This window comes from Terriglobales bacterium, assembly GCA_035624455.1.
Classification (GTDB): domain Bacteria; phylum Acidobacteriota; class Terriglobia; order Terriglobales; family Acidobacteriaceae; genus DASPRM01.
Genome location: DASPRM010000003.1, coordinates 13,957 through 37,609, shown reverse-complemented (window position 1 = coordinate 37,609; position 23,653 = coordinate 13,957). Strand labels below are relative to the sequence as shown.

Here is a 23,653-nt window from a genome sequence, read left to right as displayed (position 1 = left end):
TCGATCACATCGTGCGGGACAGGGTTTCGTCGCCTTCTGCGCGGCACTCGCCTGAATAACAAAGCTGTAAAACCGTGCAATCGTCGTTCAGTGGCACTCCGGCGCAGAACTCTGTCAGCGAGCCCAACACATCCTCCACACCTCGTGATTTCGGAAAAAGGCTCAGGAGGCGATCGCTGGTGAAGAACTCACCCGCAGGGTTTTCCGCTTCCGTCACCCCATCGGTTACCACCACCAGCCGGTCTTCGGAATGGAGTTGCGCATTCGCGCCTTCGAACGTGGCGAACTCCACCAGTCCCACTGGCAGATTCGAGTTTGGCAACTCGATCACCTCGCCTCCCGACATCAGCAGCGGACGCACATGCCCGCAGTTGATGTATTCCATCTGGCCGGCGCTGGTCAGGCGTGCAATAAATAACGTGGCGTATTTCTCGCCCATGATCTTGTCGCAGATGAAACGATTGGCCGCGCTTACCAGATCCTGGAGAGGAATATCCTGCATCAGCTGTGCGTACAACATGCCCTGCAGAATGGATGCCAGGAGCGCGGCAGAGATTCCCTTCCCGCTAACGTCGGCCACTACGACCGAAAGCGCTTCATCCGTCTTGATCACATCGAAGAAATCTCCTCCCACGTCCTTCGAAGGAATGTTCTTGGCCTCAACGCGCGCATACGAAACTTCGGGAATGGTCACGCGCATCAGCCGCTGCTGGATGGATGCGGCAATCCCCAACTCCTGCTGGTAACGCTTCGCTGATTCTTCCGCCTGCACCAGATAGGCGTTTTCCAGCAGGCCCGCTGCCTCACTGGCAATCGTGCGCAGGATGTCATTGCTCACTGCCGAGAGCTTGCCTGCCAGGAACTTGCTGTCTAAATACAGGACTCCGCGAAGCTCAGCCTCATCTCCACCGGTGGCGCCCCCCTTTTCTTGTACCTGGGTTTTGCGCAGGGGAATACAGATGATGGTCCGCAGGTTGTGCGCCACGATGCTCTCGCGCGCTGAGATTTTGCCAAACGCTTCCGTATCCGTGAGCAGAAATTCTTTGTTCGTGCTGGCCGCTTCGTTCAGTACAGAGCGTGAAATCGTGCTGTCATCCATCAGCGGCTCGCCTTTGGAGTTCCGCCCCACCGCCAGCTTCAAGCTGCCCTCGGGATCCCGTAGAAAAACATATCCGCGCTCAGCTTTGGTCAGGCGCAACGTCGCATCAATCAAGGTCACGAGGATTTCGTCCAGAACGGACGTGGTGTTCAGCTTGCGCGCCGCTTCCAGGAACAGCGTCAGGGTCTCCAGATCGGAGGTGCCGGTCGTGGAGGGTTTCCAAACGGAAAGCTGGCTGAGGAACTGGCGGGCCTGGCTCTGGTTGGCGCGGTCGGGATCGAACAACAGAAACGCCTCGCCGCGCACTCCAAACTCCACGCGGTCATTTCGCTGGAGGCGATGGCGGTCGATCTTCAGGCCATTTACGTAAGTGCCGTGCTTGCTGTTTTGATCGACTACGTAGAACCCGTCACTGTCCCACTGAATCAGAGCATGCTCCCGCGAAACTCGCGGGTCCGGGATGACCAGATCGTTTTCCGTTTTGCGTCCAATCGAAAATGGGCAGTGCTGCAGAGCAATGCGTCGTTCTTCGGTGCCCTGGACAAAGATCAGGGAGGGGAACACGGACGATCCCGCGATCGTCTCGCCTCCGGTTCCTGCACCGCCGAAAGACATACTGGTCCTCGTGGTTAGCCGCTGACTATCGCACGCGGCTTACTCCCTCATCTGTAGGGCAGACTTCGGAAGATGTTGGAAATACAGGGTATCGCGAGCTAGCAGCCATTTCAACCGCTGATGTCATTTTGATTACGTCCGGTAGTCGGCGTTGATTCTCACGTACTCCGCAGTCAAATCGCAGGTCAGGAAGCTTACTGAAGCCCTTCCTCGCCCCAGGTGAACCCGAATTTCGACCTCGGGACGCGAAAGATACTCATGGACAGCATTTTCGTCAAACTCAGCTACGACTCCGTGTTTACAAACGAACTGCTTGCCGAATGCGATAGAAACCCTGCCAGGATCGATGGAGATGCCGCTGCGCCCCACCGCGGCCAGAATGCGCCCCCAATTAGGATCGGCGCCTGCCCATGCGGTCTTCACCAGCGGCGACGTCGCGATCACCCGCGCCACTTGGTCCGCTTCCGGCTCATTTCGCGCTCCTTCTATATGCAGACGAACGAGGTGCTGCACACCCTCACCGTCTTTGACGATCTGTTCGGCAAGCGACGCACAAACGCGCCCAAGAGCATCTGCGAACCGCTTCCTTACGGGTGGACTGCTCAGTCTGAGCCCGCTCTTGCCGCTCGCCATCAGCAGTGTGGTGTCGTTCGTGGACGTGTCTCCATCGATGCTGATGCGGTTCAACGTACGGTCTGCCACTGTCTTCAGCATTGATTTCAACTGGAGTGGCGTCCCTTCCGCGTCTGTAAATAGATACGCCAGCATCGTCGCCATATTCGGGTGGATCATGCCGGCTCCCTTGGCACAGCCAAAGATCGTCGCGCGCTTCGATCCCGCCACCACTGTGGCGCATGCTATTTTTGGCCGCGTATCGGTCGTCATAATCGCGCGCACGAAACGACAAGCCGCCTCCGGAGTCGAGGAACTCGACTGCAGAAGCGCAGGCAAGCCAGAGGTGACTTTATCGAGCGGAAATGGGACCCCAATTACCCCAGTCGAGGATGGAAGAACCTCTGCAGTTGGAATTGCTAGCGCTTTCGCCAACTGCGTGCAGCTCTGACGACAGGCTTCAAGACCGGGGCGCCCCGTCGCGCAATTCGCGTTCCCGGAGTTCACCAATACCGCCCGCAGCCTGCCGCGGCTTGCCTGCAGATGTTTTCTTCCCACTATGACGGGAGCAGCAACCACCAGGTTCCTGGTGAACAGCGCCGCTGCAGAGGCCCCGTCGCGCGCCAACGCCAGCGCCAGGTCCGGATTGCCGCTGGCCTTAATGCCGCACGTTATCGCGTTGAACTCGAAACCCGCTGGAACCTCAATCTGGCTGGCGAGAGACTCGGTCATTTCCTAGAGAACCCGGAGCGGGCTCCGATAGGCAGGTTCGCGCGCAATGTCCGGCATCCCCTCTCCCGCATATACCATGGCGATTTCGTCGCAACAGTTGAGTCGCGGGCAGCCCACGCAGTCCTTCATCACTTTTTCAGGCAACGTATTGACGTCCACCTGAGTAAAACCCAAGCGGTCGAAAAATCCAGGAGATCGCGTCAAACAAAAAACCCGGCCTACGCTATGCAGCTTGGCTTCTTCTATCAGCGAGGCGACCAGCGCCTTACCTGCTGAGCGGCCTTGAGACTCGCGATCTACCGCCACCGACCGCACCTCCGCCAGATGGAGTCCGTAAATATGGAGAGCGGCACAGCCGATAATGCGGCCGTCATCGTCCTCGACGACAGTGAAGTCGCGCACGTTCTCGCAAATCTCCGGCAGCGTGCGCGGCAATAACGTGCCGTCGCCGGAGTACTGCGCGATCAGATCGTGGATCACTACCGCATCCGGCAGCAGTGCCTTACGCGTGTACAACCTGTTCCTCCCTCATTGTCCGCAAGCGGGTCCACGCAGCGGCGATCGCTTCCTGCACGCGCGCAGGCGCGGTTCCCCCTTCGGACTGGTGATTTCGCAATACGCTTTCTGTGTCCAGGCAGCTGAAAAAATCCTGATCGAACTCGGGCCGAATGCGCTTGAGTTCTTCCAGACTCAGGCTATCCAGTTCGCACCCCAGATCCAGACAACGCCGCACTGCCTGGCCAATAGCTTCATGTGCACGCCGGAATGGCACGCCCTGACGGACAAGGTAATTTGCCGCTTCCATCGCATTCATAAACCCGGATGCAGCTGCTTTCTGCATCTTCGTAGTATCAAATGAAACCGCTGTCATCAGCTTCTTTGCCATTGTGAGTGATGAACTGGTGGCCTCGCTCGCGTCAAACAACGGCAACTGCAGCTCCTGCATGTCTTTGTTATAAGCCAGCGGCAATCCTTTCATTCCCACGGCTGCGGCCAGCCCGGCGCCCATGACTCGCCCCGCCTTGGCGCGCAGCAATTCGGTCGCGTCCGGATTCTTCTTCTGCGGCATGGCGCTGCTGCCCGTCGACAGACTCTCCGGCAGAATCACAAACCCGAACTCTGCGGTTGAGAATATCGTGATCTCCTCTGCCAGCCGGCTCAAGTGCACAGCCAGGATCACCAGCGCGTTGAGATACTCGATCTCAAAATCGCGATCGCTGGTGGCATCCATGCTGTTGGCGGATACACCATCAAATCCCAGTTCGCGGGCGATGTGTCGCCGATCGAGATTCAGACCCGTTCCTGCCACCGCTCCTGAGCCCAGAGGCAGCACGTTCACTCGCCTACGGCAGTCCGCCAACCGCTCAACATCGCGGAAGAACATTTCCACGTACGCAAGCAGCCAATGCGCCGCCAAGACGGGCTCTGCTTTTTGCAGATGCGTGTATGCCGGCATGGCCGCAGTGCCCAGTGGCTCAGCCCGCGACAGAAGAGTCTCCACCAGTTCCAACAATTCCGACCGCATGCTATCGATCTGCTCTCGTGCGTAAAGTCTCAGATCGGTGGCAATCTGCTCATTTCGGCTTCGTCCGCTGTGCAGCTTATATGCGGTTTCCCCGATCAGCTCCGTCAGTCGCTGCTCCACAAAATGGTGGATGTCCTCTGCATCCGCATCGTCTAAAACCGACGGATCGGCATTGCAATTGAAGCCGATCTGCTCCAAGGCATGCAGAATCTGACCAAGCTCTTGATCGTTCAGCACCCGCGCCTTCACCAACGCCTTGGCATAGGCTCCGCTCGCCGCCAGTTCCTGCGGCAGCAGCCGCCGGTCAAAAGCGAACGACCGCTGCCACTGATCGAACTCCGGGTCGAGCGGTTCCCGGAACCGCCCCGACCACATCTTCATCGTCTTGCCTCCAGAACGGTTTCCGGCTTCTTCTCCGTGCCCTCCAGTTGCTGGCGCAGCCAGGCTTGCGAACGCGCCGGCAGGCCGAGAATGCGAATGAAGCCCTCCGCATCCTTCTGGTCATATCCATCGCCCATGGTGAACGAAGCGATGTCTGTCCGATACAGCGAAAATGGCGAAGTCCGGGACACGACCTGAACGTTGCCCTTGTACAACGACAGCTTCACCGTGCCCGTGAGGTTCTTTTGCGTGGTCGAAATGAAAGCGTCCAAGGCTTCGCGCAAAGGCGTAAACCACAGCCCGTAGTACACCAGTTCCGCATATTTCAACGCGCTCTGCTGCTTGAAATGCAGCAAGTCGCGGTCCAGGCACAGAGCTTCCAGTTCGCGCTGTGCGCTCACCAGCAGAGTCCCGCCAGGAGTTTCGTAGCATCCTCGAGATTTGATCCCGACGAAGCGGTTCTCTACCAGATCCACACGCCCGATGGCGTTGCGCCCGCCGATTTCATTCAGCTTCTCCACCAGAGCCACAGGATCCAGACGAACCCCATTCACTGCCACCGGCGTGCCGGCCTCGAACTCCAGTGTGACTGTCTCCTCCTGCTCCGGCGCCTGTTTCGGAGATACTGTCATCTGCCACGTGCTCTCCAGCGGCGCGTTCGCCGGATCCTCCAACTCCCCACCCTCGTGGCTCAGGTGCCAAAGATTCCGGTCGCGGCTGTGGATTTTTTCCCGGCTGACGGAGATCGGAATATTGCGCTGCTCTGCGTAATCAATGGCGTCTTCCCGCGACTTGATGGTCCATTCCCGCCAGGGGGCAATGATCTTCAGCTGCGGCGCCAGCGCCTGGAACGTGAGCTCAAACCGAACCTGATCGTTGCCTTTACCCGTGCATCCGTGGGCTACCGCGGTTGCGCCTTCGCGCAGGGCGACCTCCACCTGCCGCTTGGCAATCGGCGGCCGCGCCAGCGAAGTACCTAAGAGATACTTGTGCTCGTATATCGCGCCAGCGCGCAGCGTAGGAAACACGTAGTCGGAGATGAACTCTTGACGCAGGTCTTCTATCGTGACCTTGCTGGCGCCGGTCTTCAGAGCCTTCTCGGCGATGGCGTTCATGTCCTCGCCCTGGCCTACGTCTCCTACCATGGCGATCACTTCGCACCCGTAGTTCTCGATCAGCCAGGGAATGATGATCGAAGTATCGAGACCTCCGGAATAAGCAAGCACTACTTTTTCAGGCATTCGCACTCCATGAATTTCCAAGCAACAGCATGAGAATAGATTTCTGTACATGCAGGCGGTTTTCCGCCTGGTCAAAGACAATCGACTGTTCCGAGTCGATCACCTGGTCCACTACTTCTTCTCCTCGGTGCGCTGGCAGACAGTGCATGAACAGCGCACCGGGCTTTGCGCAGCTCATCAGCTTCGAGTTCACCTGATACGGGAGGAACACGCCGCGCCTTTCTTCCCCTTCCGACTCCTGCCCCATGCTTGTCCAGACGTCGGTGTAAACCGCCTCCGCTTCCGCCACGGCAGCAGTCGGATCGTCTACGATCTCGATCCGCGCTCCGGTTTCGTTGGCTAAATCGTAGGCGGCTTGAATCACCTCCGCTGCCGGCTCGTAACCAGCCGGGCAGGCAACTGTGATTGCGCTTCCGGTGGCGGCGGCCGTCAACAGAAGTGAATGCGCCACGTTGTTGCCATCGCCGACGTAAGCAAGCTTAACTTTTCGCAGATCACCAAAATGATCTTTCAGCGTGAAAAAGTCGGCGAGCGCCTGGCAGGGATGCTCCCAATCACTCAGTGCGTTGACCACCGGCACCGATGCATGCTCAGCCATCTCGCAAACGGTCTTGTGTTCGAATGTCCGCAGCACGATGCCATCTACCCAGCGCTCCAGATTGTGCGCGATGTCCGCCAGCGATTCGCGCGCATCAATACGCGCTTCCTGCTGGTCAACAAATGTCGCATCGCCGCCCAACGCTTTCATCGCGACCTCAAACGTAATGCGCGTGCGCAGCGACGGCTTCTCGAACATCAGCACGATGTGCTTGCCCTCCAGCGTCCGCGAAAATTCACGCCGATGCTTCTTCACCATCCCGGTCAACTCCAGGATTCCTTCGATCTCCGAAGGCGCAAGATCCCGGATCGATATCAAATCGGGCGTCGAAAGCCCGAACGAAGCCTGGGCCTTTTTTAGCGTTGCCTTCGCCAGCGCTGGCTTGGCATAAGCCGTTTTACTTAGCATTCTTTTTCTCCACCTGGCCGAAAACTGCCTCCAATACTTCTACAGCGTGATCGATCTGCTGCCTGGTAATGATGAACGGCGGCAGGAAGCGCAAGACTTTGTCGTTAGTGCGGTTGAGAATCACTCCGTGCGACATCGCTTGCTTCACAATCGCCTTGGCACGGTCGACCTTGTCCACTTCGACACCGATCATCAATCCGGCGCCACGAACCTGACGCACAAACTTGTGCTTGGCCTTCAATTCTTCAAGACGGCTTCGGAAATACGTCCCCACCTCAGAGTTGTGCGCCAGCAGACTCTCTTTTTCGATCGTCTCCAGGACCTTGAGCGCGACTGCACAAGTCAGCGGCCCGCCGCCGAACGTGGTGCCATGCATTCCCGGATGAATCGCCGATGCAACCTGCTCGCTCACCAGAATCGCGCCCAGGGGCAGACCGTTGCCCAGCGGCTTCGCTACGGTCGCTATGTCTGGAACGATGTCGTACATCTGGTAAGCGAACCAATTTCCGGTGCGCCCCAGTCCGCTCTGAATCTCATCCGCAATCAGCAAAGCTCCGCTGTTCTTTGTTGCCTCGCGTACGTGCTGCACGAACCCAGGATCCATCAGGCGAATGCCGCCTTCTCCCTGAATCACTTCCAACACGACCGCGCAAACGCTGGCATCGAGCTTCTTGTCAAAATCCGCTGCATTGTTCGATTTCACGAAGCGAACGCCCGGCATCAGCGGAGCAAACGGCGCCCGATATTTCTTGGTCGAGGTAATTGAAACCGAGCCATACGTGCGGCCGTGAAACGAATTATCAAAAGCCAAAATCCGCCACTTGGGACGTTTACTGTCCGGCTGCTGCGAGCGGGCGTATGCGCGAGCCAGCTTCAGCGAACCTTCCACCGCCTCGGTACCGCTGTTGCAGAAGAAGGCGCGGCTCAGTCCCGAAATTTTCGTCAGCTTCTGCGCCAGCTCTGACTGAAACTCGTGATAGAACAAATTCGAAGTGTGCAGCAACCGTTCTGCCTGCTGCGCAATCGTCTCCGTAACCGCCGCATGGGCATGCCCCAGCGCCGTCACGCCAATACCGCTCAGCAGGTCCAGATACTCCTTGCCCGTCGCGTCGTACAAGTAGCACCCGCGTCCATGTGTCAGCAGAATTGGATTCCGCTCATATGTCTGCAGCAGCCGTTCCGATTCCAACTGCTGCACGGTCCCGAGTTCCAAAGCTTCCATTACGCTCATGCCGCCACCACTTCCGTTCCAAACTCGATTTTCTTCAAATAAAACTCCGAGAGTGCATCCGCTTTATCCGCGGGAAAAATCCGCACGCGCCCGACCCCGCCGGTCAAAGCTTTCTTGCACGCTTCCAGCTTGGGCAGCATTCCACCCTTGATCACGGACGAGTTCACCAGCGTCGGTACGTCTTTCAGCTCGAGCTGCCGAATCGGAGCCCCACTCGCATCCAGCACGCCGGGAACTTCGGTCAGGAAGATCAGCGCATGCGCCTGACAGGCGACGGCACATGCCGACGCCATTTGGTCCGCATTGACGTTGTAGTACTCGCCATCCGTACCCAGGGCAATGCTCGACACCACCGGGACGCCGCCCGCTCTCCAGATCGTCTCCAGCCACTCAGTCTCCACGGAGCAGATATCGCCCACGAAGCCAAGATCCGGTCCGTTGCCGGTGCGCTTGCGCGCCAGGAAAACCTGCCCATCCCCGCCGGACAGGCCCATCGCGCTGATCCCAGCTTTGGTGAGCGCGCCCACCATGGCCTTGTTCATCAACCCCGCCAGTACCATCAAAGCCACATCGCGGGTTTCTGCGTCCGTGACCCGCAGCCCGTTAATGAACTCGGATTCTTTTCCTAATTTCTTCAGCGTGCGCGTGAGCACTGTGCCACCGCCGTGCACCACCACGAGTTGATGGCCATCGGATGCCAGCGCCTTAATCGCGCGGACGCAGCTCTGCAAGGTATCAGGCTGTTCCAGCGCCACTCCTCCGATCTTCAGAACTAGCCTCATGGCAAGCCCTCCTTCTCGTCCCACCCATACATCAGGTTCATGTTCTGCACTGCCTGCCCCGCCGCGCCCTTCACCAGGTTGTCGATAGACGAGAACAGCGTCAGCCGCTCCCCTCCCGCCGACAGCGCGAATCCCAGATCGCAATAGTTCGTATTCACCGAGAACGCGATCTCCGGAATCCGCGGCGGCGCAAACATGCGCACAAACGGTCTCGCGGCGTACGCGTCACGCCATACCTGTTCTACTTCCGACGCCTTCATCGGCGTTTTCAGATGAACGTAAATGGTCGAGAACATTCCCCGCGGAATCGGCAACAGGTGCGGCGTAAACACCAGATCTTTGCTGCTCAGCTTCAACTGTTCGAGCATTTCTCCCGTGTGCCGGTGGCCAACCGGGTTGTACGCGCGGAAATTGTCAGCCACTTCCACGAAGTGCGTAGTCGGCGTTGGCTTCTTCCCGGCTCCCGACACTCCCGACTTCGAATCGCAGATAACTCCCTGGCCCGAGTCAATCACGTTCGCGTTGATCAGAGGCGCCAAAGCCAAAATGATCGATGTCGGATAACAGCCCGGATTCGCCACCAGCCTTGCCTCTTTCAATTCCTTCCGCTTCCATTCTGAAAGGCCGTAAACTGCCGACTCCGCTATCTTCGCGGCGCGAGCCGGATCAGCATCCTTAAACTTGTAAACCGCCAGGTTCTGCGGGGACCGCAGCCGCCAGGCTCCGCTCAAATCGATGATCCGCAAACCGTGGTCAAGCGCTTCGGGCACGAACTCGCGCGAATATTCGTGCGGCGTCGCCAGAAACAACAGCTCCACGCCCGCGCTTCTCAGCCGCGACCATGCAAACGGCTCCAATTGATGCGTCCCGTTCCCTGAAAGATGCGGAAACACATCGCTCAGTGGTCCTGCTGCCTCTGATCCTTCACGCACAAACAGCAGCGGCGTCTTCACGCGGGGATGGCGGAAAAGAATTTTCAGTAATTCAAAACCGGTATAGCCGGTCGGTCCCAAGACCGCTGTCTGTAACTTCCCTGTCACGTCTCGATAATCTCCCTTATGCGATCGGCTACCCGGTGGCATGCTGACGGCGTGCTGGCGATCAGCAGGATCGTGTCGTCGCCGCCGATCGTGCCCACGTTCTCCTCCCAGCCCGCATTGTCCAGCGCCACCGCCACCGGCTGGGCGCTGCCAATGGTCGTTTTCAGCACCAGCAGATTTCCCGCCTGTTTAACTTCCCGCACAAACTCCCGAATCAAATGCGCCACCGGCGGACGCGACGGATTTGCGGTCTCTTCCGCTGGCGGCGGCCTGTAGCCCTCCGCTGTCTTGATCAACCCCAACTCCCGCAAGTCGCGCGACAACGTCGCCTGATTCACCTCTATACGGTTGTGCGCCAGCTTCTTTCTCAGCTCTTCCTGCGTATAAATGGGGTACTCGTCAATCAACTCCAGAATCTGCCGGTGCCGAACTAATTTGCTCATACTCTCACTTGCATAGAGATGCATATTAATGCAAATCGATGCATAAATATGCACCAAGCTGCCTTTTTCGTCAACAAATAATTGCCCTTTTGGAAACACTTGGGTACAGGCTCCAGGCGACGCCGAGCATGGCCACTGAGTTGCCATTGCTGGATACCCGCCGGTAGCCCCTCGGTAACCGTGACTACAGAGATGCCATCATTGAAAGCCTTTGTTTTGTGTGCTATTGGTAAAGGACTTTTGGCGGGCCTTTAATCACCGAGGTGATCGGATGGCAAGCACTGTTTGGAGAGGACATCTGACCTTTGGTCTCGTCTCTCTCCCGGTCAAACTCTACAGCGCCGCTCGTGGCGAGACCATCAGCTTCAACCAACTCCACGAAAAAGACAATTCTCGCGTCAAGAACGTCGTCTACTGCCAGCTCGAAGACAAGCCCATTTCTCGCGACGAAATCGTCAAAGGCTTCGAGTACGAAAAGGGTCAGTATGTCGTCATTGACGAAGAGGACATCAAGAAGGCTGCTCCCCCCTCCGCCCGCAATATGGAGATCCAGGAGTTCGTCAAGTCAGAAGAGATTGACCCTGTCTATTTCGAGACCTCCTACTACATGGTCCCCGACGAAGCCGGCGAGAAGCCCTATGCTTTGCTGTTCGAAGGCATGCGCCGCACGGGCTATATGGGCATTGCCAAGGTCGCCATGCACAATCGCGAGTATGTGGTCATTTTGCGCCCTGCCGACCGCGGCATTCTCATCCACACCATGTACTACGCCGATGAGGTTCGGAAAGTAGACGAGTTCCGCACTGACACCAGCTTGGTCAAAGACAAAGAACTGCAACTGGCTCAGACGTTGATCGAGTCGCTCTCAGGTCCCTTCGAGCCGGAAAAATATAAGGACACTTACCGCGAAAACCTCAAGGCGCTGATTGCGGCCAAGGTTGAAGGCCGCGAGATCGTGGAACCTCCCCACGCCGAACGTCTCGCTCCGGTTGTCGACATCATGGACGCTTTGCGCATGAGCCTCGACAAGGTGAAGAAACCGGTGCGCGGCGTAAAGGAACCGGGGCGGGCCGAGGCAGCACAAGAGGAGGAACGCGCACCCAAGAAGCGCAGCCGCAAGACGGCGACGGGCTAGGACGGAGCCAGCGAGGTCGTTCGCTCGATCCGCCCTGAGGCCACCAGGAATCCGAATTCCTGCTTTCCTACGATCCTCTGTCCGCTCCTCGAGGTCCTGCAGCCTGAAGTAGGAACTCCACGCGCGGTTCCAGAGGAAAAACCTTTTCTACTTCGAAACTGCTTCTTTCTTTCCGCAGAATTTCTCGAAGATTCCGCTCAATTCCATAGCCAGATCTTCGGCCTCGCGGTGCTCGATGTCGCTGCGCTGCATCATGTGCAGCAGCATCCCCTCTCTCATGACCGCGATGGATGGGGAGGACGGAGGATAGCCCTCAAAATAGGATCGCGCCTGTTCGGTTGCCTCCGCATCCTGGCCTGCAAAAACCGACCCGATGTGGTCCGGCTTGACTCCATGTTCCAGCGCCAGGCGCACTGCAGGGCGCATGCGCCCGGCCGCGCATCCGCAGATGGAATTCACGATCACCATTGCTGTCCCGCGACGCTTCACGAATTCGTCCACGGCTTCCGGATCTCTCAATTCCTCAATCCCCAGCCGCGTCAATTCCTCGCGCATGGGCACCACCATCAATTCGGGATACATTCGCTCTCCTGTGCTCTATCCAGCTTTCAGTCTCTTTCGGCGCGGGAGACTCTGCCTAGGCTCGCCCCACGGCCAAGCGACTCGAAATCGGATGCACTCTTTCATACACTATTTGCCCGGTGGTCGAAAAGTGGCGTAGCGTGCAGCGCTCATCAGATTGAAGCCGACTCGCTGGGCCCATCCTAGCCATCCTTTGGCAAGGGTGAGGTCGAGGCGCAGTCTCGACGGCTTTGTTCTCGCTCTTCTTAGAGGCGGAAAAAATATCGCACAACTGGGCGCATATCGATAGGCACAGTGACCACCTTGCTCTTCTGCTCGCGTGTAATATGAAAACCATCGCCCATGCAGATTCATGAAAACGTCCCGCTCGCGCCCCTTACCACCTTGGGCGTCGGAGGCCCGGCCCGCTACTTCGCGGAGGCACGGACCGAGGCAGATGTCCGGGATGCCGTCGAATTCGCCCGCTCGCGGTCTCTGCCTCTGTTCGTGCTGGGCGGTGGCAGCAACCTGCTGGTCGCCGATGAGGGTTTGCCTGGGCTGGTCCTGAAGATCGCTATCCGCGGAATTGAGGAGTCGCTCGAATCAGGCAAACGAATATTCGATGTCGGAGCCGGTGAGGACTGGGACCATTTCGTAGCTCGTGCTGTGGCCGAGAACTGCGCCGGTATCGAATGCCTCAGTGGTATTCCAGGCACCGTGGGAGGCACCCCGGTACAAAATGTGGGCGCTTATGGACAGGAAGTCTCCGAGACCATCGAAGAAGTGCGGGCTTTGGATCTAAGAACCAACCAGATCCGTGAACTCTGCAATCCTTCCTGCGGATTCGCTTATCGCACCAGCATTTTCAACACTAACGAGCGTGAGCGTTTCATCATTCTGCGCGTGAAGTACGCTTTAGAACCTGGCGGTCAACCGCGGATTTCCTATCGTGACTTGAAAACTCTCTTGGCCCGCCAAAACCCGCCACCCAGCCTCGCCGAAACACGCGAAGCGGTGCGCCAGATTCGCCTCAGCAAGGCTATGCTGATCGTTCCTGGCGACGAGGATTGCCGAAGTGCCGGATCGTTCTTCAAGAACCCGATTTTGAGCCGTGAGAAATTCCTCGAACTCGAGGACCTCGCACACAGCCGCGGAGAGCCTATTCCCAGCTTTCCCTCTAACGGTGGGACAGTGAAAATCCCGGCTGCCTGGCTGGTCGAACACTCGGGCTATACACGCGGTTATGCCCGCGGACCGGTAGGCATTTCGCGCAAGCACGCGCTAGCGATCGTCAATCGTGGCGGGGCCAAGGCCTCCGACATCCTTGCGCTCAAGAATGAAATTCAGACTGCAGTCGCCAACCAGTTCGGGATTGAGTTGCGCCCGGAACCGGTCTTTCTCGGATTTGCGGAAACCCGTGAGGACATTCACTCCTCGCCATCTCTTGGCTGAACCTGCAGCTACACCGCTCACGGCTTCACATTCATTTAGAGCTATTGCTCGACGTGTTCAGCAGATGGCAGGAATGCGTCTTGATCACGAGCCAGACCTCCTGGCCCGGGGCGAGTTGCAGTGACTCGACAGCACCGGGCGTCAGATGCACTTCAAACCGTGCGCCGCAGTCCACGACCGCAGTTATCGTCACATCCCTTTGCCTGAGTGCCTCAATTCTGCCGGGAAGCACATTTCGCGCGCTCAAACCCTCCGGGTATCTCGTGCCAACCATGATGTCCCCGGCACTGATCCCGACCCGTACGAAGTCACCTATGCGGTTGTGGCCCAACGGCACTTCCAGATCGACCTGTCGCTCCGCCGCCGACGTCACAGTGCGGCACGTCATTGTTCCGTGCTGCTCGTGTAATGTCACGACTTGAGCGTCGAGCGCATTCTCGAGACCACTCCACTCCGCGATGCTGGCGTGCCGCGGTGCCTTGAGCACGTCCGCCGGAGTCCCTTGCGCAAGGATGCTGCCGTTCGCCAGCGCGATCACCCGCTCGCCCAGCGCAAACACCTCCTCGCGATTATGGGTAACGTACAGGATGGGAATCAGGTGAGCGGCATTCCAGGTGCGGAGATCATCGATCATCCGTATCTTTGTGCCCGGATCGAGCGCGGCCAGGGGTTCATCCAGCAGCAGCAGTCGTGGCTCCGTCACCAGAGCTCGAGCCAAGGCGACGCGTTGCTTTTCTCCCCCGGAAACCTGATCCGGCTTCTGCTCCAGCAGATGGCCAATCCGAAAGGCGTCAGCAATTGCGTCCACCCGCGATCTCTGTTCCCCGCGATCCAGGCCACTGATTCCGTATGCGATGTTCCCAGCAACTGTGAGATGGGGAAACAGCGCCAGATGCTGAAAGACGTAGCCAATCAGACGTCGCGCTACCGGCACCTCAATACCACTCTCGGAGTTGAAGAGAGTGTCACCGTGCAGCACAATGCTGCCGCGATCGGGTTTGAGCAGACCAGAAATGCAGTTGAGAATGGCCGTCTTCCCCGCCCCTGAGTGCCCAAGCAGCACAGTAATCCCGCGAGGCAACGAGAACTGTACCTGGAGCACAAAGGGAGGATACGAACTGGACTCACGGCCGCGCTTGCCGAAGCTCTTGGCGATGTCAACATCGAGGTCCGCCAACTCAGACGCGATTTTCTTGGACGGACTCTCCACAGTTTCCAGTTTCATTCGAATGAGTAGGGAGACCACACTCTTCGATTCACTGCATACACCAGCGAAAGTACCACAAATGAGAAGATCAGCAGCACCAGGGAAGTCTGGCCCGCGCCGGTGTAGTCGGCCGCTTGTACCCGGTCATAGACATCAATCGACACCGTGCGCGTAACTCCTGGGATGTTTCCGCCGATCATCAGCACCACCCCAAATTCCCCCACAGTATGGGCAAAGCTCAGAACCACGCCTGTAACCACGCCGGGAGTAGACAGCGGCAGCACCACCCGCCAGAAGGTCCTCCAGCGAGATGCTCCCAGTATGGAGGAAGCGGCAATCAACCCGCGATCCACGGCAGCAAACGAGGCCGCGAAAGGCTGCACTGCGAACGGCAGGCTGTAGATGATCGATCCCACGACCAACCCAGAAAAAGTGAAAGCTAGAGGATGTCCTGTCACGTTCTGCCACCAACGCCCAAAGACAGTGGCATTGCCGAACGCGGTCAGTAAATAAAAGCCAAGTACAGTTGGGGGAAGCACGAGTGGCAGACCGAAAACCGCCTCAGCGATGGGTTTCCAGCGCCAGTTCGAAAACGTGATCCAGTAGGCCAGCGGCAGCCCAATTCCCAACAGCACAGTGGAAACCACCAGCGCCAGCCGCGCCGTCAGCGCAAATGCTTCCCAGTCCATGACTGCTCCTTGTTTCAGCGCACCTGCCACTCACCAGAATCGCCGAGTGCTTCAGTTCCCATGGCCATTGAGGCACCGCAGCAGATCGTCAGGATGCAGCGGCTTTGCCAGGATCTCAAACTCATGTCCCTGGGCTCGCGCCGTCTCCAACAGGTCCGCGGTTTCTGCCTGCCCGGAAAAGAGAATGATGCGGCACGACGGCAGAAACTCACGAATACGAATGGCAGCCTCAATTCCATTCAGGTCGGGCATAATCACATCGCTGATAATCAGATCCGGGCCCCACCTTTTCGCCTCTTCGATGGCGCTTGTGCCGCAATAAACCGCGCTTGCTTCGAATCCATTCTGCTGAAGAATTAGAGAGAGCGTGTCAGCGATCACGCGCTCATCATCGACGATCAGTACTCTTCGGCGGCTGGATTGCGACTCCATCGAGAACACAAATTATAGAGAACTCCGGTTCCTGCAGAAGCTCTGGATTTCTCTTTCTTCGGTAGAATGCTGATCTCGACTCTGACATGAGATTTCGGTCGCGGCTGACTTCACCATGACCATTACCAAGACTACCCCTCCGCCACCCAAGCGAGGATCGATTCAGGCTCTCCGCTCACTGCTAAACAACATTGTAGTGTCCCCGATAGAGCGCTTTATCGGCAGCGAAATTGCCGGAGGAGTTCTGCTGGTTGCTGCTGCCGTGATTGCGCTGCTTTGGGCAAATTCTCAATGGAGCGACAGCTATCGCCATCTTTGGGAGCGCGTGATCAGTATTGATACGCGTTACCTGAATATCAGCGAGGACTTGAAGCATTGGGTGAACGATGGCCTGATGGCGCTGTTTTTCTTCCTCGTTGGCCTGGAGATGAAGCGCGAGATGGTGCGGGGGGAGCTTGCCTCATTCCGCAAGGCGATCTTCCCTTTCGTCGCAGCCTTTGGCGGCATGATCGTCCCCGCCGGGACTTATGCCTTGCTGAATCGGTCCGGCGAGGCGGTGCGTGGCTGGGGAATTCCCATGGCCACCGACATTGCGTTTGCAATCGGGGTGATGGCTCTGCTTGGACGGCGCATTCCTTCCAGCCTGCGCGTTTTCATGCTGGCACTGGCCACCGTTGATGACATCGGCGCCATTCTCGTCATCGCCATTTTTTACACTGCTTCCCTGTCCACCAGAGCGCTAGAGGCAGCAGTATTCCTCCTCGTTCTGCTGCTCGTATTTCGCGCCCTGGGGGTGCGCAGCCGCCTCGTCTTCGGCATAGTCGGAATCATGCTCTGGATCGCCGTGCTCAAATCGGGAGTCCACGCCACCATCGCTGGAGTAATTCTGGGCCTGCTCACCCCGAGCAAGCCCGGTATTGATCCCGGGCAAGCCTCCCGCTCCATTCAGTCTCTGCTGGAAGAATTGAAAATCGCTGGCGCCAATGGAGATGTCAAAGCCACGGAATCCGTGCTGGGACAAATGGAGGACGTCTGCTATCACGCTCAGGCTCCCCTGGACCGGCAGGAGCATCGTTTACATCCATGGATCGGCTATGTCGTCCTGCCGATTTTTGCCTTGTCGAATGCGGGGGTAGAGTTGTCACGCGAAACTGCGTCCGCGGCCTTTACTAGTACTGCGATGTTCGGCGTCGTGCTCGGACTGGTGCTCGGAAAACTGGTAGGCATCGTGGGTTTCTGCAAGCTGGCAGTCGCCAGCAGAATAGCGTCGCTTCCCGAACAGACCACATGGCGCCATATCATCGGCGTTGGACTCTTGGCCGGTATCGGCTTCACGGTATCTCTATTCATTACCGAACTCGCCTTCAATGATGATGCGCTCGTCGCCGATGCCAAGATTGGGATTCTGCTGGCTTCACTAATCGCTGGCATCGCGGGATATGTGTTTCTCCGTTTCTTTACGCCGGCACTCCAGGACAACCCGGCTCTCCAGAAGTAGTGCAGAGCCAGGGCAGCCCACAATCGCCGGCCAGATGCTCAGGGATTTCGCGTCAGTTTGCGGATCAAGTCGGAGCTCTGCGGATACGTTCGCATCAGGTCTTCGCGATCTCCGAGAAAAAAGTCTTCTGCATCGAAACCAGGAGCCATGGTAGTGCCCAGCAGCGCGAATCGCCCCCCCGGCCGCAGACGCGAACCCTGCCAGGTTTCGCGTCGCACCACATGTTGCAATCTCTGTCCGTTCGCAATATCGGGGCCGAGCAGCAGGGTCTCTTGCTTGCCCTCGGGGTGGAGCAGAAGCATTTCCACCGGATCTCCCAGATAGAAGTGGTAAATCTCTTCCGTTGGCAGGCGATGCATGGCGGAGAAAGAATCCGGCTCCGATGTCAGCAGATAGTAGATTGCCGTGCAGAAAGACTTGTCAGAAGGATACCGAGCTGGCAGAGCTGAAGCTTCGATCATTTCCTCCGAGCGATATGTTTGCCGGAAATGCCCGCCCTCTACCGGCAGCGGCGCTAGCCCCAGCAGGCGAATAATCTGTTCGGCCGTGAGCACGACTCACCCCTGATCAGTAAGCCCGGCAGGTCAGAACACCGCCGTCAACCACCAGATTGGCGCCGGTAATCCAGCGCGCTGCAGGCGATGCCAGGAACAAACAGCAATCAGCAACGTCTTCCGGTTGACCAAGACGTCCCATAGGGACAGCCTGCAGGTACGCTTCCACACCCTCCGGCCATGCTTTTTCTAACCCCTCCCTCCAGATCAGGCCGGGAGAAACGGCATTGACTCGGATGTTGTACTTCCCTAATTCCTGGGCGGCCGTGCGCGTGTACATCAGTACACCCGCTTTCGCCGCATTGTAGTGGCTATGACCGGGCGCCGGATTTTCCGCCTCAATCGATGCGATATTCACAATTGCCCCTCCTGTACCCTGGCCTTGCATCTGGCGCGCAGCGGCACGGGTACAAAGATGGACTGCCGTCAAATTGTCTGCGATCACCGAATGCCACTCCTGCGGCCGCATTTCCAATATTCCAGATGCCGGGTAACTGCCGGCATTGTTGATCCAGACGTCGATCTGGCCATAAGCCCTGAGTGTCTCCTCGACTAGAAGATTCACGTCATCCTCTTGCGTCACGTTGCCCCGCACGATCACTGCCTCACCACCAAAAGATCGAACCTGATTTCGCACTGCCCCAGCTCCTGCTTCGCTCGAGCGATAGCTCACCACCAGTTTTGCACCTGCCTGTGCAAAGCGCAGCGCAATCGCGGCGCCGATTCCTTTGCCGGCGCCGGTTACCACCGCTGCCTTGCCGCGAAAATCCAGCAATTGGGACGGTTGTGATGCAGGCATTGGTCTCCCCAGAATGCTCTTTTTTCCCGGCAGCGCCCAGCCCGGAGGTCAGCATGGTAGCACCCAGGCAGGGCCAAAAAAATTCGAATGCTCGCGGGCAGGTTCGTACTCTAATCATCTGTCGTCCGAGGCATCGATTGCCCACGACTGTGGTAGCCCGGTAACTCGAATTTCAGAATATTTGAGGTAGAGATGCCAAAGCTAAGTTCAGAATCTCATCCACCGGTTCGGCTGGTAATCGCTGATGTCGATGGAACCCTGGTGACCCAGGAGAAAGTCCTGACCCAGCGGGCTTGCGACGCAGTACACAAACTACGCAGCGCAGGAATCGCCTTCACCATCACCAGCGGCAGACCGCCCAAGGGCATGAAGATGCTTATTGATGAACTGCATCTGAACGAGCCCATCGCCGCTTTCAATGGCGGCATCCTTGTCCAACCCGACCTGAAGCTGCTTCGCGAAAACTTCCTCGCGCCTGATGTCGCTGGCCAGGTAATTCCCATCGTCTCCGACCACAAGCTCGACGTTTGGCTGTATAGCGAGCAGGATTGGTTCGTCCGGGATCCTCAAGGTCCACACGTTGCCCGTGAACAGTGGACCGTGAAGTTCCCGCCCGTAGTGGTCAAAAGCTTCGACAACCTTCTGGACCGCGTCGCCAAGATCGTCGGCGTGAGCGACGACTACGACGCGGTTGCGCGATGTGAGAAGGACGTGCAGCAGGCGGGTGGCGATCGTCTGTCGGCCGCCCGTTCTCAGCCTTACTACCTGGACGTGACCCATCCCAACGCCAACAAAGGGCAGGTCGTGCTCATGCTGTCCGAGCTTTTGAAAATTCCTACAGCACAGATCGCCACCATCGGCGATATGCCCAACGACGTACTGATGTTCCGCAAAAGTGGCATCAGCATCGCCATGGGGAATGCCAGCCCCGAAGTTCAGCGCTCGGCAACTTTCGTGACTACGTCTAACGAAGAAGAAGGATTTGCGAACGCGATGGAGCGCTTCGTGCTCCAGCAAGCGCCGGCCGCACAGTCTGCCGGCTAGCACACGGAGAGTGAGCCTCAGGGTGCGGCTGAAATTGAGGCGTAGTACGGACCCAGGTAGAAACGAGCAGAACCGTCTTTCTCAACCGTGAGTTGCACTACCTTCAACGGGCGCAGGTCCTCCTGCTTCTGTGTCGGAACCTCAGCCACCTTGTTGCCTCCGATGTCGTACAGGAAGAACGTTACAGAGTCCGCGCTGGACTTCTTTCTTCCAAAGCCGTAGGCGCCGGGCTGTAGAGTTGCGCTTCCCAGCTTGAACGCCGATTGCGCGAGAAATGCTCCAATGTACTTTTCCTGATAGGCCGCGCTATACCCGGTGGTATCAATCATTGTGAACAGCAACAGCTTTCCATTCGGCATCTGCGCCAGAAACGTGTTGCGGGCTTGGGTGGGCGGATTCTCACCGTCCAGGAAAACAGTTGCGGGGAGCAGCTTCGATACCTTCTCCTCGGGCAGCAGTTGAATACCGCCGTTCCCCTGAGCCCCTGCCGCGAGATTCACGGAAATCAACAGAATTAGTACCGTCAGCAACCGGTTCAACGCCTTCATCGTTCACCTCAACCTGAGATCAGGGAATTGCGAGATTCCAAAACCAGCAGCCATGCCGGCATTCAGTCGTGGCAGGATACATTCCCGCGGCGAAATCATGCAAGCCAGCGTCAAACCAGACAGACGCGATTGTTGTGGCCATTGAGCCGCCAGGTGTGAAAGCATACCGTCTGCAGCGATATTCGCTGTACCCAAATCAATCTTCAGGAGAACTGCTGGTGATCATCGGAAGACTTGCCGCATTGCTCTTAGTCTTGCTGGCTTTAGCTTTATCGGGTTGGTCGCAGTCCGATACCAGTGCGCCAACCAAGGTGACCGGGAAACCCGTAACCACTTCTGACGGACTCAAGTACTGGGACATCAAAGAAGGCACTGGGCCGACAGCCACCGCAGGTCAGCGCGTGAAGGTCCACTACACCGGATGGCTGACGAACGGCAAAAAATTCGATAGCTCCGTAGATCGCGGCAAGCCGTTCGAGTTTGTTCTCGGCCAGGGAAACGTTATCAAGGGCTGGGATGAGGGCGTCGCCGGCATGAAGGTAGGCGGTAAGCGTCAACTGCAGATTCCTCCCGACTTAGGCTACGGGGCTCGTGGTGCCGGCGGTGTCATCCCGCCAAACGCAACTCTGGTTTTTGATGTGGAGCTGCTCGGGGTAGGTAAGTAGGCTGACAGCTTCTTCGAGCCCAAGGGACTCTGTGGTCATTTTGAGCCAGGACGGGTGGTCTGTGTAGGACAGGCGATCTCGCCTGTCCGCCCCGTCCGCGTCAAATCTTGCGTTCTCCTCCTCATGCCCCGGATTTCCGCCGTAGCCGGGTCCCGTAGTCGGCATTCAAATCTGAAAATCGATCTCGATCACTTGCTGCAAGGCATCCGCGGAGTCGTCAACCGGAGATTCTGGTCCCTCCAGCTTGTGGACTCGCGCCTTTAGTTCTTTGACCTGTGTAGCTACTGCCACCAGGGCCTCGGATAGCGGATCGTTGATCTGTTTGGGATCGGTGATCACCACACGTTTGCCGTTGCGCAGCACCACATGCCCCGGCACACCCACGATGGTCGAGTCTGCTGGCACATCGCGCAACACTACGGAGCCCGCCCCAATGCGGCAATTGTCGCCGATCGTAATATTGCCGAGAATCCTCGCTCCCGCGCCTATGACCACACTATTTCCGATAGTAGGATGCCTCTTGCCCTGCTCCTTGCCGGTGCCGCCCAGGGTCACGCCCTGATAAAGCGTAACGTCATCGCCCAGAATGGTCGTCTCTCCAATCACCACTCCCATTCCGTGATCAATAAACAGGCGTCGTCCTACCCGTGCGCCCGGGTGGATCTCGATTCCAGTTAGGAATCTGCCCACCTGACTCAGCCATCGCCCGCCGAGACGAAAATTATGTTCCCAGAACCAGTGGCTCAGTCTGTATACCCACAAAGCGTGCAGCCCGGAGTAGCAGAGCAAAACTTCCAATCTTGATTTGGCCGCCGGATCTCGATCGAGAACTGCAGCAACGTCTTCTCGGATTGATCGCAAAGCTGCCATAGCTAAACCACGCAGTGCCCTGGATGCGGAGGTGCGTTATTGACGGGATCTTTCATTGCACCTCCTTCGTGCCCGAAGCTTCAGCGCTTCCTTATTTTGTTCATGAGAGAATACCCCTATGCTGCCATATCCCGTGCATTTGCCGTCCGAAATTCCTGATTCCTGCATTCGCCTCTTCCGCTTTAAGCATTAGGGCATCCGATTTCTGGACAGCTAGCGTAGAATGCATCGCTATCCTTTGCCTTTTCTCGCAAAGTGATGCTTCGGATCATCATCCCGAAGCTAACCCTGGGGTCAGATAAGGACAGCCCCACAACTGGAACGGACTAACACATGAGAATCGTCAACGCAGCCAGCGCTCTTCCCAGACATGAGTACGATCAGACCACTATTGTTTCTGCCTTGAGCCGCTTCTGGGGAGACCGCCTACCACGAGCCGACATGTTGGAACGCCTGCACGCCCGTGCAGGAGTGGACAAGCGCTATCTGGTGCTGCCCCTGGAAGGTTACTTGCGCGTGAACACCTGGGGGAAGGCAAACCGCAAGTGGATCGATGCCGCGGTGCAGCTAGGTTCCCAAGCCATTTGCAAAGCCATTATGCCCTTAGGCATGGTGCCTTCCGCCTTTCAGGCGCTGTTTTTTGTCTCTGTAACGGGCATCGCGAGTCCTTCGATCGACGCCAAATTGGTAAACCATATGGGACTGTCACCTAACGTGAAACGTATCCCCATCTTTGGCCTGGGATGCGTGGCAGGGGCGGCAGGTATAGCGCGTGCCGCCGATTACGTGCGCGGCTTTCCCGACCAGGTAGCAGTACTGTTGTCTGTGGAAATCTGTTCGCTTACCTGGCAACGCGAAGACTTTTCCGTAGCCAATCTGATTTCCACCGGACTCTTTGGCGACGGCGCAGCCGCCGTGGTGGTGGCTGGTTCGGATACCGATTTCCAGGGGCCCGAGATCATCGCCACTCGCTCGGTCTTTTATCCCAACACTGAGGAGGTCATGGGTTGGGATATCTCGGAGAAGGGCTTCCAGATTGTCCTCTCACCCGACGTCCCTGTGATGGTCGAGCGCCACTTGCGCAATGACGTGGATGCCTTCCTCGCCGAGCATCAAATGACCCGCAAAGATATCCGAAGCTGGATTATTCATACCGGCGGTCCACGAGTGCTGGAGGCCGTGGCCGGCGCCTTGGAATTGCGCGATGGCGAGTTGGAAGCCTCCTGGCAGTCTTTGCGGACCGTGGGGAATCTTTCTTCCGCTTCCGTCCTGTTTGTACTGGAGGATTTCCTGGCCAATCGTCGCGGTGAACCTGGAACCTATAGTGTGCTCGCCGCCATGGGTCCGGGATTCTGCTCCGAACTGGTTCTCGTGCGCTGGTGATGCTCTTCAAGCCCGCGCAAAGCCGTTTTCAGCAAAGGGGAGAGAGGCCGGGTAATTCGGCGCAATAGCCGGATATCGCCCGTAACCCAGCCTCTCCTGGGGCGCCGCT

The 23,653-nt window shown here is 57.7% G+C and carries 24 protein-coding genes; 6 read left to right on the top strand and 18 right to left on the bottom strand.

Annotated features, from left to right (window positions below; genetic code table 11):
* Nucleotides 1-4: 4 nt before the first annotated feature.
* The 10 genes from VEG30_00270 to VEG30_00225 all read right to left on the bottom strand — a co-directional run bounded on the left by VEG30_00270 (nt 5) and on the right by VEG30_00225 (nt 10,707).
* On the bottom strand, nt 5-1,714 hold the full coding sequence (locus VEG30_00270; GenBank protein ID HXZ78335.1) for a SpoIIE family protein phosphatase: 1,710 nt from the start codon (nt 1,712-1,714) through the stop codon (nt 5-7).
* Between the two features lie 132 nt (nt 1,715-1,846).
* Nucleotides 1,847-3,058: a bifunctional glutamate N-acetyltransferase/amino-acid acetyltransferase ArgJ gene (gene argJ, locus VEG30_00265; protein ID HXZ78334.1), complete on the bottom strand. Its 1,212-nt coding sequence runs from the start codon at nt 3,056-3,058 to the stop codon at nt 1,847-1,849.
* Nucleotides 3,059-3,061: 3 nt separating this feature from the next.
* A complete protein-coding gene (locus VEG30_00260) occupies nt 3,062-3,574 on the bottom strand; it encodes an N-acetyltransferase (protein HXZ78333.1) in 513 nt (170 codons plus the stop codon).
* The gene (gene argH / locus VEG30_00255) at nt 3,561-4,964 is read right to left on the bottom strand and encodes an argininosuccinate lyase (GenBank protein ID HXZ78332.1); all 1,404 of its coding nucleotides are present in this window, start codon (nt 4,962-4,964) and stop codon (nt 3,561-3,563) included. Before argH ends, VEG30_00260 begins: the two co-directional genes overlap by 14 nt.
* Nucleotides 4,961-6,205 carry an argininosuccinate synthase gene (locus tag VEG30_00250; GenBank protein HXZ78331.1) on the bottom strand — a complete coding sequence of 415 codons (1,245 nt, stop codon included), beginning with the start codon at nt 6,203-6,205 and terminating at the stop codon, nt 4,961-4,963. The genes argH and VEG30_00250 overlap by 4 nt, the downstream gene beginning before the upstream one ends.
* A complete protein-coding gene (gene argF / locus VEG30_00245; GenBank protein ID HXZ78330.1) occupies nt 6,198-7,211 on the bottom strand; it encodes an ornithine carbamoyltransferase in 1,014 nt (337 codons plus the stop codon). The genes VEG30_00250 and argF overlap by 8 nt, the downstream gene beginning before the upstream one ends.
* Entirely contained in the window at nt 7,201-8,442 is a 1,242-nt protein-coding gene (locus tag VEG30_00240) for an aspartate aminotransferase family protein (GenBank protein HXZ78329.1), read from the bottom strand. The genes argF and VEG30_00240 overlap by 11 nt, the downstream gene beginning before the upstream one ends.
* On the bottom strand, nt 8,439-9,224 hold the full coding sequence (argB, locus tag VEG30_00235; protein HXZ78328.1) for an acetylglutamate kinase: 786 nt from the start codon (nt 9,222-9,224) through the stop codon (nt 8,439-8,441). The genes VEG30_00240 and argB overlap by 4 nt, the downstream gene beginning before the upstream one ends.
* Nucleotides 9,221-10,264 carry an N-acetyl-gamma-glutamyl-phosphate reductase gene (gene argC / locus VEG30_00230; GenBank protein ID HXZ78327.1) on the bottom strand — a complete coding sequence of 348 codons (1,044 nt, stop codon included), beginning with the start codon at nt 10,262-10,264 and terminating at the stop codon, nt 9,221-9,223. Before argC ends, argB begins: the two co-directional genes overlap by 4 nt.
* Nucleotides 10,261-10,707 (bottom strand): ArgR family transcriptional regulator, encoded by a 447-nt coding sequence (locus VEG30_00225; protein HXZ78326.1) that lies wholly within the window; start codon nt 10,705-10,707, stop codon nt 10,261-10,263. Before VEG30_00225 ends, argC begins: the two co-directional genes overlap by 4 nt.
* A gap of 271 nt (nt 10,708-10,978) precedes the next feature.
* Here VEG30_00225 and VEG30_00220 point away from each other — a divergent pair, with 271 nt between their 5' ends.
* Nucleotides 10,979-11,842 (top strand): Ku protein, encoded by an 864-nt coding sequence (locus tag VEG30_00220; GenBank protein ID HXZ78325.1) that lies wholly within the window; start codon nt 10,979-10,981, stop codon nt 11,840-11,842.
* Nucleotides 11,843-11,989: 147 nt separating this feature from the next.
* Here the strand turns inward: VEG30_00220 and VEG30_00215 are convergent, their stop codons facing one another.
* A complete protein-coding gene (locus VEG30_00215; GenBank protein HXZ78324.1) occupies nt 11,990-12,424 on the bottom strand; it encodes a BrxA/BrxB family bacilliredoxin in 435 nt (144 codons plus the stop codon).
* A 342-nt stretch (nt 12,425-12,766) separates the two neighbouring features.
* Here VEG30_00215 and VEG30_00210 point away from each other — a divergent pair, with 342 nt between their 5' ends.
* Entirely contained in the window at nt 12,767-13,855 is a 1,089-nt protein-coding gene (locus VEG30_00210; GenBank protein ID HXZ78323.1) for a UDP-N-acetylmuramate dehydrogenase, read from the top strand.
* A 31-nt stretch (nt 13,856-13,886) separates the two neighbouring features.
* Here VEG30_00210 and modC read toward each other — a convergent pair whose 3' ends face one another.
* The 3 genes from modC to VEG30_00195 are packed head-to-tail and all read right to left on the bottom strand — an operon-like array spanning nt 13,887 to nt 16,183.
* Nucleotides 13,887-15,080 carry a molybdenum ABC transporter ATP-binding protein gene (modC, locus tag VEG30_00205; GenBank protein ID HXZ78322.1) on the bottom strand — a complete coding sequence of 398 codons (1,194 nt, stop codon included), beginning with the start codon at nt 15,078-15,080 and terminating at the stop codon, nt 13,887-13,889.
* Nucleotides 15,077-15,751 carry a molybdate ABC transporter permease subunit gene (modB, locus tag VEG30_00200; protein ID HXZ78321.1) on the bottom strand — a complete coding sequence of 225 codons (675 nt, stop codon included), beginning with the start codon at nt 15,749-15,751 and terminating at the stop codon, nt 15,077-15,079. The genes modC and modB overlap by 4 nt, the downstream gene beginning before the upstream one ends.
* A gap of 51 nt (nt 15,752-15,802) precedes the next feature.
* Entirely contained in the window at nt 15,803-16,183 is a 381-nt protein-coding gene (locus VEG30_00195) for a response regulator (GenBank protein ID HXZ78320.1), read from the bottom strand.
* A 115-nt stretch (nt 16,184-16,298) separates the two neighbouring features.
* On the opposite strand from VEG30_00195, the gene nhaA reads away from it, so the two are divergent.
* Nucleotides 16,299-17,681 carry a Na+/H+ antiporter NhaA gene (gene nhaA, locus VEG30_00190; protein ID HXZ78319.1) on the top strand — a complete coding sequence of 461 codons (1,383 nt, stop codon included), beginning with the start codon at nt 16,299-16,301 and terminating at the stop codon, nt 17,679-17,681.
* Nucleotides 17,682-17,719: 38 nt separating this feature from the next.
* Here the strand turns inward: nhaA and VEG30_00185 are convergent, their stop codons facing one another.
* Both VEG30_00185 and VEG30_00180 read right to left on the bottom strand, forming a co-directional pair.
* Nucleotides 17,720-18,235, bottom strand: coding sequence for a cupin domain-containing protein (locus tag VEG30_00185; GenBank protein HXZ78318.1), 516 nt, complete (start codon nt 18,233-18,235; stop codon nt 17,720-17,722).
* Between the two features lie 13 nt (nt 18,236-18,248).
* On the bottom strand, nt 18,249-19,034 hold the full coding sequence (locus VEG30_00180; GenBank protein ID HXZ78317.1) for a 3-oxoacyl-ACP reductase family protein: 786 nt from the start codon (nt 19,032-19,034) through the stop codon (nt 18,249-18,251).
* Between the two features lie 192 nt (nt 19,035-19,226).
* Between VEG30_00180 and VEG30_00175 the strand changes: the two genes are divergently transcribed.
* Nucleotides 19,227-20,078 carry a Cof-type HAD-IIB family hydrolase gene (locus VEG30_00175; GenBank protein ID HXZ78316.1) on the top strand — a complete coding sequence of 284 codons (852 nt, stop codon included), beginning with the start codon at nt 19,227-19,229 and terminating at the stop codon, nt 20,076-20,078.
* Between the two features lie 17 nt (nt 20,079-20,095).
* Here VEG30_00175 and VEG30_00170 read toward each other — a convergent pair whose 3' ends face one another.
* Nucleotides 20,096-20,626 (bottom strand): hypothetical protein, encoded by a 531-nt coding sequence (locus VEG30_00170; protein ID HXZ78315.1) that lies wholly within the window; start codon nt 20,624-20,626, stop codon nt 20,096-20,098.
* Between the two features lie 68 nt (nt 20,627-20,694).
* On the opposite strand from VEG30_00170, the gene VEG30_00165 reads away from it, so the two are divergent.
* Nucleotides 20,695-21,291: an FKBP-type peptidyl-prolyl cis-trans isomerase gene (locus tag VEG30_00165; protein ID HXZ78314.1), complete on the top strand. Its 597-nt coding sequence runs from the start codon at nt 20,695-20,697 to the stop codon at nt 21,289-21,291.
* Between the two features lie 165 nt (nt 21,292-21,456).
* Here VEG30_00165 and cysE read toward each other — a convergent pair whose 3' ends face one another.
* The gene (gene cysE / locus VEG30_00160) at nt 21,457-22,161 is read right to left on the bottom strand and encodes a serine O-acetyltransferase (protein HXZ78313.1); all 705 of its coding nucleotides are present in this window, start codon (nt 22,159-22,161) and stop codon (nt 21,457-21,459) included.
* A gap of 333 nt (nt 22,162-22,494) precedes the next feature.
* Between cysE and VEG30_00155 the strand changes: the two genes are divergently transcribed.
* Nucleotides 22,495-23,544, top strand: coding sequence for a 3-oxoacyl-[acyl-carrier-protein] synthase III C-terminal domain-containing protein (locus VEG30_00155; GenBank protein HXZ78312.1), 1,050 nt, complete (start codon nt 22,495-22,497; stop codon nt 23,542-23,544).
* Nucleotides 23,545-23,653: the final 109 nt, after the last annotated feature.